Annotated in this window: 10 protein-coding genes; 2 read left to right on the forward strand and 8 right to left on the reverse strand. The window is 61.8% G+C overall.

Features of this window, described 5'->3' with window-relative positions; translation table 11 throughout:
- The 8 genes from mraY to Q7T64_RS02285 form a co-directional block, all read right to left on the reverse strand.
- On the reverse strand, positions 1-1032 hold a 1032-nt coding region (gene mraY / locus Q7T64_RS02250), incomplete at its 3' end, for a phospho-N-acetylmuramoyl-pentapeptide-transferase (protein WP_304790471.1).
- 1 nt (position 1033) lies between these two features.
- On the reverse strand, positions 1034-2410 hold the full coding sequence (murF, locus tag Q7T64_RS02255; protein ID WP_370653243.1) for a UDP-N-acetylmuramoyl-tripeptide--D-alanyl-D-alanine ligase: 1377 nt from the start codon (positions 2408-2410) through the stop codon (positions 1034-1036).
- Complete coding sequence (locus tag Q7T64_RS02260) at positions 2410-3936, reverse strand: UDP-N-acetylmuramoyl-L-alanyl-D-glutamate--2,6-diaminopimelate ligase (RefSeq protein WP_304790475.1); 1527 nt, start codon at positions 3934-3936, stop codon at positions 2410-2412. The genes murF and Q7T64_RS02260 overlap by 1 nt, the downstream gene beginning before the upstream one ends.
- The gene (locus Q7T64_RS02265) at positions 3936-5696 is read right to left on the reverse strand and encodes a penicillin-binding protein 2 (RefSeq protein ID WP_304790479.1); all 1761 of its coding nucleotides are present in this window, start codon (positions 5694-5696) and stop codon (positions 3936-3938) included. Before Q7T64_RS02265 ends, Q7T64_RS02260 begins: the two co-directional genes overlap by 1 nt.
- Positions 5696-5968, reverse strand: coding sequence for a cell division protein FtsL (ftsL, locus tag Q7T64_RS02270; RefSeq protein WP_304790482.1), 273 nt, complete (start codon positions 5966-5968; stop codon positions 5696-5698). Before ftsL ends, Q7T64_RS02265 begins: the two co-directional genes overlap by 1 nt.
- Positions 5965-6933, reverse strand: coding sequence for a 16S rRNA (cytosine(1402)-N(4))-methyltransferase RsmH (rsmH, locus tag Q7T64_RS02275; RefSeq protein WP_304790502.1), 969 nt, complete (start codon positions 6931-6933; stop codon positions 5965-5967). The genes ftsL and rsmH overlap by 4 nt, the downstream gene beginning before the upstream one ends.
- A 6-nt stretch (positions 6934-6939) precedes the next feature.
- Positions 6940-7368, reverse strand: coding sequence for a division/cell wall cluster transcriptional repressor MraZ (mraZ, locus tag Q7T64_RS02280; protein WP_151448578.1), 429 nt, complete (start codon positions 7366-7368; stop codon positions 6940-6942).
- Positions 7369-7926: 558 nt separating this feature from the next.
- Positions 7927-8229: an antibiotic biosynthesis monooxygenase gene (locus Q7T64_RS02285; protein WP_304790490.1), complete on the reverse strand. Its 303-nt coding sequence runs from the start codon at positions 8227-8229 to the stop codon at positions 7927-7929.
- A gap of 191 nt (positions 8230-8420) precedes the next feature.
- On the opposite strand from Q7T64_RS02285, the gene Q7T64_RS02290 reads away from it, so the two are divergent.
- A complete protein-coding gene (locus tag Q7T64_RS02290; protein ID WP_304790493.1) occupies positions 8421-9110 on the forward strand; it encodes a response regulator transcription factor in 690 nt (229 codons plus the stop codon).
- Positions 9111-9228: 118 nt separating this feature from the next.
- The coding region (hemA, locus tag Q7T64_RS02295) for a glutamyl-tRNA reductase (protein WP_304790495.1) at positions 9229-10433 on the forward strand (1205 nt) is incomplete at its 3' end.

The raw sequence follows: 10433 nt of genomic DNA on the forward strand, positions 1-10433 counted from the left end.
GCCGACGCCGGTTCGCATCTTGGTGTATTTGAACCAGGCCACCTGCAACATGACGGACAGGGTTTCGACCACGAATACGCCGCCCATGATGAACAGCACGATTTCCTGGCGCACGATGACGGCGACCGTGCCGAGCGCGCCGCCCAGCGCCAGCGCGCCGACATCACCCATGAAGACCTGGGCCGGATGGGCGTTGTACCAAAGGAAGGCCAGGCAGGCGCCAGCCATCGCGCCGCAAAAAATCAGCAACTCGCCAGCGCCCGGTATGTGCGGAATGAACAGATAACGCGCGTAGTTCGCGCTGCCGGTCAGGTAAGCAATCAGTCCGAGCGCGGACCCCACCATGACGGTCGGCATGGCGGCCAGTCCGTCCAGGCCATCGGTCAGGTTCACTGCATTGCTGGTGCCAACGATCACGAAGTAGGTCAGTGCAATGAAGCCCCAGACGCCCAGCGGATAGCTGATGGTCTTGAAGAACGGCACGATCAGGTCGGCCTTGGGCGGCAGGTCCATGCTGAAACCGGACTGGACCCAGGACACGAACAAGGCCCATACCTTGGTATTGGTTTCACCCGATACCGAAAACGCCAGGTAAAAAGCGGCGACCAGCCCGATCAGCGACTGCCAGAAATATTTTTCCCTGGAAGCCATGCCTTTCGGATCCTTGTGCACCACCTTGCGATAGTCGTCGACCCAGCCAATCGCACCAAAGCCGAATGTCACCAGGATCACCGGCCAGATGAAACGGTTGCTCCAGTCGCACCACAGCACGGTTGCCACGGCAATTGCAATCAGGATCAGCGCGCCGCCCATGGTCGGCGTGCCTGACTTGACCAGGTGCGTCTGCGGGCCGTCGGTGCGCACTGCCTGCCCGACTTTCAGGCGGGTCAGCATGCGGATCACAGCGGGACCAAAAAACAGGCCGATCGCCAGCGCAGTCAGTGTCGCGAACACGGCGCGGAAGGTAATGAAACCGAATACGCGGAGGAAGCCATATTCGGCCTGGTAGAGGTTGGCTAGCCAGAGCAGCATGTCAGTGTTTCTCCTGTCCGGTTTCGCCGGTCAGGTGCTGCACCAGGCGTTCCATGCGCATGAAGCGCGATCCTTTTACCAGCACGGTGGCCCCGGCCGGCGCTGCCGCCTGCACCGCCTGCTTGAGTGCGTCGATGTCGGCCGCATGGCGAGCGTGTGCGCCAAAAGCGGTGCTGGCGTGCTGGGCCAGCTCGCCCAATGTGAACAATTGCTCGATGCCGCGTCCGCGCGCATAGGCGCCGATTTCAATATGGAACTGGCGGCCTTCCTGCCCGACTTCGCCCATGTCGCCCAGTACCAGCACACGCGGTGCGGATGCCAGCGCCAGCACGTCGATGGCGGCGCGCACAGAATCGGGATTGGCGTTGTAGGTGTCGTCGATCACGGTTGCACCACTGGTGGCGATCTTGCGTTGCAGCCGGCCGCTGACCGGCTGGAAAGCTTCCAGCCCGCGCACGATCGCCTTGCGGTGCAAGCCAATTGCCAGGCAGCAGGCAATCGCCGCCAGCGCATTGCGTACGTTGTGGACGCCGGCCGCAGCCAGGTTGACCACAAAGCTGTGCTCCTTGATCCTGACCGTAATCTCGCTGCCGAATTCCGCAGGCTTCCAGGTGCACCAGACACTGGCTTCGTCGGTCAGTCCGAAAGTGAGCGCCTTGCGCTGGCTGGCGCCGCTGACCATGCCGCGCCACAGCGGCGTGTAGGCGTCGTCGGCCGGAAATACGGCGATGCCGTGCTTGGGCAGCGCGCGGATGACGCTGCCGTTTTCCTGCGCCACCGCCTCCACGCTGGCCATGAATTCCAGGTGCTCGCGCTGGGCATTGTTGACCAATGCCACGGTCGGCTGGGCAATTGCGGCCAGCCGGATAATTTCACCCGGATGATTCATGCCCAGTTCCAGCACCGCGGCACGGTGTCCGGGCTCCAGGCGCAGCAGTGTCAGCGGTACGCCGATCTCGTTATTGAAATTGCCGCGGGTGGCCAGGTAATTGTCCTCGCCAAACTCGGCATGCAATATCGACGCGATCATTTCCTTGACCGTCGTCTTGCCATTGCTGCCGGTAACTGCAATCAGCGGCAGCGCGAACTGCGAGCGCCAGAAACTGCCGATTTCACCCAGCGCGAAGCGGGTGTCGGCAACCATCAGCGCAGGCAAGGAAAAACCCGGCGGCACCCGTTCGGCAACCACCGCGGCCGCACCGGCCGCCACCACATCGTCCAGGAAGTCATGGGCGTCGAAACGCTCGCCGCGCAGCGCAACAAACAAGTTGCCCCGCTGCACGGTCTTGCTGTTGGTCGATACGCCGCCGAACACTGCCTCTGTCGTCATGACCGAGCCAGCGACGCGGCGTTGCAAATGCGCCAACGATGACTGCATTACGTATTTCCTTTCATCGTTGCTCGGGACAGCAGGGCCAGGGCGGCATGATCCGCGTCCAGGAATAGCTGCTTGCGTCCCTTGATTTCCTGATAATTTTCATGTCCCTTGCCGGCCAGCAGGACCACGTCGGCGCGGGAGGAATGGCGAATCGCCCACAGTATTGCGGCGGCGCGATCCTCCACCGTCTGCGGCGCCCTGGGCATGCCGGCGATGATCGCCTGGATGATGGCCCCCGGGTCTTCGCTGCGCGGGTTGTCGCTGGTGACGACGATGTCATCGGCCAATGCCGCGACGACCGCGCCCATCTCCGGACGCTTGCCCGGATCGCGGTCACCGCCGCAGCCGAATACGCACCACAGGCGGCCGCCGCGCTCTTGCGCCACTTCGCGCAGGCATGCCAGCGTCTTTTCCAGTGCATCGGGAGTGTGCGCGTAGTCAATTACCACCAGCGGCGCATCCTGGCCGCCGAGTTGCTGCATGCGGCCTGGCACGGATTGCAGGTTTTCTATCAGGTCGATGATGGTTTCCCACTCGATCCCGCGGGTGTGCAGCACGCCCGCTATGCCCAGCACATTGCTGACATTGAAACGGCCGACCAGTTGGGTGCGCACCGGCCCGCTGCCAAACGGTGAGCTGATGTTGAAACCGGTGCCGGCCTGGGTGCTCTTGATCTCGCTTGCGCGCAGCACCGGAATATCGCTGTCTTCCAGCACGGCGTCGGCGATGGTGTAGCCAATCACGGCAACATCGGGGCGAAAACGAAGCCGTTCGAGCAGACGCAGTCCGGCCGGATCATCGAGGTTGATCACGGCATGGCGCAGGCCGGGCCAATCGAACAGCATGGCCTTGGCCTGTTCGTATTCGGCCATGTCGCGATGGACGTCAAGGTGGTCGCGCGTCAGGTTGGTGAACAATGCAACGTCAACGTGCAGTGCGTCCATGCGTCCTTGCTGCAAGCCGATCGACGAGGCTTCGATTGCCAGCGCCCACGCACCGGCCGCACGCAGCTCGGCCATGCGGCGCTGCAGCTGCACGGCATCCGGCGTGGTGAAACCGGTGGCGCTGAAGTTACCCATGCGGCCATCGGCCCACAGGCCGGCGCCGAGGGTGCCGACCACGGCAACCGGACCGTCCACCTGCGACAGCGCGCAACCCAGCCAATGGGTGCAGGAAGTCTTGCCATTGGTGCCGGTCACGGCGACCGAGAACATCTCCTGGTCGGGAGCGCCATACCAGCCGCGCGCGAGCGGCCCGGCCAGCCGACGCAGGCCCGGCACTGCCTTGTGCGGCACGGCATGGCTGGCATTCCATTCAAAATCCGCTGACTGTTCGAACACGACGCCAGCCGCGCCACGGCTGATTGCGTCGGCAATGTAGCGCCGACCATCGGAGGTGTCGCCCGGATAGGCCAGGAACAGCTCGCCCGCGGCCAGCTGGCGCGAATCCGAGCAAAGCTGGGCGCCATCGGCCACCACTTTCATCCAGGCGAGGATGTCGTCGATCGGGATATCCTTGCGCGCCATCACAGGCTCTCCACCAGCGGTTCGGCCGGGATGATGATGTTCATCACCTTGGAATCCGGGGCGACATTGAGCGAGCGCAGCGCATTGGCGGCAACCGCGGAAAAGACCGGCGCGGCGACTTCGCCGCCGTAATGCTTGCCATTGGACGGCTCGTCGATCATGACTGCGATGATGATGCGCGGATCGGAAACTGGCGCAAAGCCAACGAACGAAGACACGTACTTCTTGACGTACTGGCCGCCCGCCAGCTTGTGCGAGGTACCGGTCTTGCCCGCTACACGATAGCCCGGCACCTGCGCCTTGGGCGCCGTGCCCCCGGGGCCGGCCGCTTTTTCCAGCATCTCGCGCATGGCCCGTGCAGTGGCCACCGACACCACGCGCTGACCGGCCGGCTTGTCCTGCAACTTGTTGAAGCTCAGCGGAATCATGTCGCCATCACGGGCGAAGATCATGTAGGAGCGCGCCATCTGGATCAGCGACACCGAGATGCCGTGGCCGTAACTCATGGTCGCCTGCTCGATCGGCCGCCACGACTTGTGCGGGCGCACCCGGCCGGCAACAGCGCCAGGAAATCCGAAGCGCGGCTGCTGGCCGAAACCCACGGTGGTGAACATTTCCCACATGTGTTCGGCCGGCATTTGCAAGGCGATCTTGGCGGTGCCGACGTTGGACGACTTTTCGATCACCTGCGCTACCGTCAGCAAACCGTGCGGATGGGAGTCGCCAATGGTCGCGCGGCCGATGGTGATCCTGCCGGGGGCGGTCTGGATGGTGGTGGCCGGCGTCACCAGCTTTTGCTCCAGCGCCAGCGCCACCGTGAAGGGCTTCATGGTCGAGCCGGGCTCGAAGGTATCGGTCAGGACCCGGTTGCGCAACTGGGCGCCGGTCAGGATCGCGCGGTTGTTCGGGTTGTAGGTCGGCAGGTTGGCCAGCGCCAGCACTTCCCCGGTGCGCACATCGAGCACCACCACCGCGCCCGCTTTCGCCTTGTGCTTGTCGACCGCCTCTTTCAAGTGGGTAAAGGCGATGTACTGGATCTTGCTGTCGAGCGACAGCACCAGGTCCTTGCCGTCGTGCGGCTCCCGGATCGCGCCAATATCCTCCACCACACGGCCCAGCCGGTCCTTGATCACGCGCCGGCTGCCGATGGTTCCGGCCAGGTTTTTCTGCGCCGCCAGCTCCATCCCATCCTGCCCGGCATCTTCCACATTGGTGAAGCCCACGACGTGGGCCATGACTTCGCCTTCGGGGTAAAAGCGCTTGTATTCCTTGCGCGTCTGGATGCCCGGAATATTGAGCTTCAGGATCTTGTCGACCTGCTCCTGCTCGACCTGTCGCTTCAGGTAGACGAAGGTGCGATCCGAATCGAGTTTCTTGCGCAACTCGCGCTCGCTCATTTCGAGCAGGCGCGCCAGCTCGTGCAGCTTCTCGGGCGCCGCTTCCAGCACGTCCTCGGGGATGGCCCAGACAGCACGGACCGGCAATGACGAGGCCAGAACCTGGCCGTTGCGATCGGTAATCTTGCCGCGCGTGGCCGGCAACTCCAGCGTGCGCGCATAGCGCGACTCACCCTGCTTTTGCAGGAACTCGTTGGTATGGCCCTGCAACCAGAGTGCGCGGCAGATCAGGGCGAAAAACGCAATGAACAACACGAACAGCACGACCCGCGAACGCCAGGCCGGCAACTTGACGGCCAACACCGGACTGGTGGAGAAAGGAACCCCGCGCGCAGCGGCTGTGCGGTGGCCGGTAGGGCGCATTATTTGCCGCCCACAGTGAGATATTGCGTGCGGCCAGGCGTGACCGGCACCATGGCCAGGTCGCGCCGTGCATTTGCCTCGATGCGTGCGCTCTTGCCCAGCGTGGACTGGTCGAGCTGCAACTGCGCCCATTCGATGTCGAGCTGGCGCACCATGGCCTGCGAACGCTCAAGCTCAATGAACAACCGGCGCGATTGATATTGGGCGGTGACCAGCGACAAGGCGCACAGGATCAAGAGCGCCGTCAGGAATGCCCCCAGCCGCGCGCTCATTGACGCGCTCCGAGGGGAATGCGCTCTGCAATGCGCATGATGGCGGAGCGGGCACGCGGGTTGCCGGTGATCTCGGCGTCGCTCGGCTTGACGCGCCCCAGCAGACGCATTTCCGGCGATGGCAGGTCCACCGCACGAATAGGCAGGCGTCGATCCGGCTGCGGCAGCCGTGTGCGGCTGGCCATGAATTGCTTGACGATGCGGTCTTCCAGCGAATGAAAGCTGATCACCACCAATCTCCCGTGCGGGGCCAAGCGATCGAATGCGCGCGCCAAACCTACTTCGAGTTCTTCAAGTTCCTGATTGATGAAAATGCGTATTGCCTGAAAGGTGCGAGTGGCCGGATCCTTGCCTTTTTCACGGGTCTTGACAGCGCCAGCCACGATCCCGGCAAGCTGCCGTGTGCTTGAAATTGGCGCGACTGCCCGGCTAGCAACAATCGCCTTTGCAATCGAAACAGCAAACCGTTCTTCCCCATATTCGCGTATCACTTTCTGTATGTTCTCTTGGCTTTCGGTGGCCAGCCACTCGGCCGCCGATAAGCCACGCGTCGTGTCCATGCGCATGTCGAGCGGACCGTCATGGCGAAAGCTGAATCCCCGCTCGGCTGCATCCACCTGCGGGGAAGAAATCCCGAGGTCCAGCAGTACGCCATCCACCTCCCCGATTGCCCGTGATTCGAGCTCTTCGTCCAGTGTTGCGAAGCTGCCATGCACGATATCGAAACGCGGATCAGCGGCGGCCAGCGCGCGGCCGACGGCGATCGCCTCCGGATCCTTGTCGAACGCCAGCAGGCGCCCCTGTGCCGACAACTGCCCGAGGATCCTGCCGCTGTGCCCGCCCCGCCCGAAAGTGCCATCCACGTAAATGCCGTCACGACGCTCGCCCTCGAGCGCAAGCGCTTCGATTGCTTCATCTAGCAGCACTGTACGGTGCTGCAGTTCTGGCACCGCTGGGGACTTCATCACGGATCAGAATGAAAAATTGTTCAACACATCCGGCATGCCGGCCGCTACCGCCTCGGCTTCGCTCTGTTCCAGCTTGGCCGCGTCCCAAATCTCGAAGTGACTGCCCATGCCCAGCAACATCACGTCGCGGGTAATGCCGACTGCGCGGCGCAACTCGGGCGCGACCAGGATGCGGCCGGCGCTGTCGAGATCGACATCCTGCGCATTGCCGAGAAAAATCCTTTGCCAGGATTTCGCCGACATCGGCCAGGAAGCGATCTGCTCGCGATGGCTTTCCCACACTGGCCGCGGGAAAAACAACAGGCAACCGTGCGGATGCTTGGTCAGCGTGACCCGCCCTTCGCACTGGACCATCAGGGCGTCACGATGCTTCGCAGGGATCGACATGCGACCCTTGGCATCGAGATTGAGTGCTGACGCGCCTTGAAACACCTTGAATGGCCTTTTTTCCGATTCTGCTTGTTGTCATTCCTGCAGCTTCGCTACAGAAATTCTTCCCACAAAAAAACACTTTTTCACACTGCTGCCCACTTTAGATGAGGAAGAATTTGCGGTCAAGGAATATTCAGGGTGGCAAGTCTCATTTATCTCAATGAAATTAAGGACTTACAGGCCATACTTCAGAAGCCTGAAAACCATCAATTCGTAGTCGATTGAAGCACTTACGGAAGAAACTGAAGGTAGCGCATCACGTTAACACATGTGTTTACGGGAATTGATCAATGACAACAATGGTTTGCGCGCCGCCACAAGGCTTAGGCCATGGCCGGAAATCCAGGTTCGCGAAAAGTTGGGGCGGGACGAAAATCCGCACCGGCAGGCGGGAGAGGAATGGCCGGTATCGAAGCGTGCTTCAGATGCAAATCACATGCAAATTGCATGCGATCCCGGGACCGGCTGGCATGGATGCCCGTGGTCCTGGCGGGAGCGCGGCGCCGGGTGCCCATGCGCATGGCGCAGGGCACCCGGGAAATGCTCAGGAGTGCGCGATCAGCGCGTCTTTTCGAGCAGGTTGAAGTGCTCGACTGCGGGCGGCGCCGCGAAATACGGGCCGACGATTGCGCGCCAGGTCGCAAAGGTCTCCGATCCGCGGAAATCCACCGTGTGATTTTCCAGCGTCGCCCAGTAGACCATCAGCACGTAGCGCTCGGGCGTCTCGATGCAGTGGTTGATCTGGTGACCAAGGTAGCCGGTTGACTTGCTGATGACTTCTGCCACGCCACGGCGTATCGCAAGGTCGAATTCCGCTTGCTTGCCCGGCTGTATTCTCAGGTCGGCTAATTCAAGAATCATGAGTTTCTTGCCTTTCATGTTTGACACCCTTGTGAACCCGCTGTCGTGCCAACGTTCCCTCCGGTTCACATTTTCAGGGCGGAGATTTAACTAATTGTCAGGAAGTAATGGACTTTACCTCATTTGTTGGTAAATTAGAGGCAACTCCGGTCCATTTCGCCCACTTGTTCGATGTTCGCGCTTTCACAATTATGAGAATTGCTGTGCTCGATGAAGAACGCGGCCAGTGCGATCTGGTCTGCCAGGTACTCAAATCGGCGGGACATGCCTGCTTCCCCTTCAGCAGCGGCAATGAGCTGCTGGCCCAATTGCGGCGGGAAAATTTCGACATGCTGATCCTGCATTGGCAAAGTACCGACACAGCACCGGAACAAGTGGTGCAAACGGTTCGCGAGACCCTCCCGCCAAATCTGCCCATCCTGTTCATAACCGGCCGTTCGTGCGAAGACGACATCATTGCCGGGCTGGCAAGTGGCGCAAACGATTACATCGTCAAGCCGGTCCGGCGCGGTGAACTTGTGGCCAGGATCCAGGCGCTGCTGCGACGCGCGTACCCGTCGCACAATGCGGTCGAACAAATCCAGTTCGGCAACTATGTGTTCGAGTCACGCACCGGTCGCCTGACGGTAGACGGCCAGGCGGTCGACCTTACCCACAAGGAATTTGACCTCGCCTTGCTGTTTTTCCGGAACATGGGCCGGCCATTGTCACGCGCCTACATACTTGAAGCAGTCTGGGCGCGCGACGTCGACGTGCCCTCCCGCACCATGGACACCCATGTTTCACGCGTGCGCAGCAAGCTGAATTTGCGCCCGGAACACGGCTACCGGCTGGCACCGGTATACAGTTACGGCTATCGGCTCGAACAAACTGCAGCCTGAGTACCGCGTCCCTGCTCTTGCAATCGGGCAGCAGCGGCCGGATATGGGCAACAGGCTATAATAGAGGCCGTCCTCCGTTCCTTGTCCAATCTCACTCAATCGCACCGGTCACTACCGAATGCAGCTGCTCGCCATTGGCCTGAATCACACCACGGCCCCCGTGTCATTACGGGAAAAAGTCGCCTTTCCAGCCGATCATCTCGGCCAGGCGGTGGCGGCTGCACGCGCCTCGCTGGCGCGCGGCATCGGTGAACAGGCCGCTGCCGAGGCTGCCATACTGTCGACCTGCAATCGCACCGAGTTGTATTGTGCCAACCGCGCCGGGCGCGGGGTCAATGACGCGATCGATGCGACCGCCCACTTCATGGCGGATTATCACCAGCTGAGCGTGTCGGAACTGCGCCCGCACCTCTACACCCTGCCCCAGGACCAGGCCGTTCGCCACGCATTCCGCGTCGCATCGGGGCTGGATTCCATGGTGCTCGGCGAACCACAGATACTTGGGCAGATGAAGGACGCAGTGCGCGAAGCCGATGCTGCCGGCGCATTGGGGACTTATCTCCACCAGATGTTCCAGCGCACATTTGCAGTGGCCAAGGAAGTGCGCAGCACAACTGAAATTGGCGCTCATAGCGTATCGATGGCGGCGGCCGCAGTCAGGCTCGCGCAACGCATCTTCGACCGCATCAGCGAACAAAACGTATTGTTCATTGGCGCCGGTGAAATGATCGAGTTGTGCGCGACCCACTTCAGCGCCCAGAACCCGAAATCCCTGACCATCGCCAACCGCACGCTGGAGCGCGGCGAAGCGCTCGCGCACCGGCTGGACGGACGCGCGATCCGCCTGGCCGACCTGCCGGAGCAACTGGCGAATTTCGACATCGTCGTGTCGTCGACGGCATCCACACTGCCTATCATCGGGCTGGGGATGGTCGAGCGTGCGATCAAGGCGCGGCGCCACAAGCCGATGTTCATGGTCGACCTGGCAGTGCCGCGCGATATCGAATCCGAGGTCGGTCGCCTCGACGACGTATTCCTGTACACCGTCGACGACCTCGCCACCACGGTCCAGGCCGGAATGGAAAACCGCCAGGCTGCGGTGACCCAGGCCGAGGCCATCATCGAGACCCGCGTGCAGTCGTTCATGCACTGGATCGACAGCCGCGCCGTGGTGCCTGTGATCCAGGAACTGCACGAGAACTCCGAACAAATACGAATGATCGAACTGGAACGCGCACGCAAACTGCTGGCGCGCGGCGAAGATATCGACACAGTCCTGGACGCCCTGTCGCGCGGACTGACCGAAAAATTCCTGCATGGCCC

It is taken from the genome of Lacisediminimonas sp. (assembly GCF_030645335.1).
GTDB lineage: Bacteria > Pseudomonadota > Gammaproteobacteria > Burkholderiales > Burkholderiaceae_D > Lacisediminimonas.

Bases quoted from the DNA above. Each gene is read 5' to 3' on its own strand.
- murF (WP_370653243.1), bottom strand. From the start codon at position 2,410: ATGCAGTCATCGTTGGCGCATTTGCAACGCCGCGTCGCTGGCTCGGTC.
- Q7T64_RS02260 (WP_304790475.1), bottom strand. From the start codon at position 3,936: ATGGCGCGCAAGGATATCCCGATCGACGACATCCTCGCCTGGATGAAA.
- Q7T64_RS02265 (WP_304790479.1), bottom strand. From the start codon at position 5,696: ATGCGCCCTACCGGCCACCGCACAGCCGCTGCGCGCGGGGTTCCTTTC.
- ftsL (WP_304790482.1), bottom strand. From the start codon at position 5,968: ATGAGCGCGCGGCTGGGGGCATTCCTGACGGCGCTCTTGATCCTGTGC.
- rsmH (WP_304790502.1), bottom strand. From the start codon at position 6,933: ATGAAGTCCCCAGCGGTGCCAGAACTGCAGCACCGTACAGTGCTGCTA.
- Q7T64_RS02285 (WP_304790490.1), bottom strand. From the start codon at position 8,229: ATGATTCTTGAATTAGCCGACCTGAGAATACAGCCGGGCAAGCAAGCG.
- Q7T64_RS02290 (WP_304790493.1), top strand. From the start codon at position 8,421: ATGAGAATTGCTGTGCTCGATGAAGAACGCGGCCAGTGCGATCTGGTC.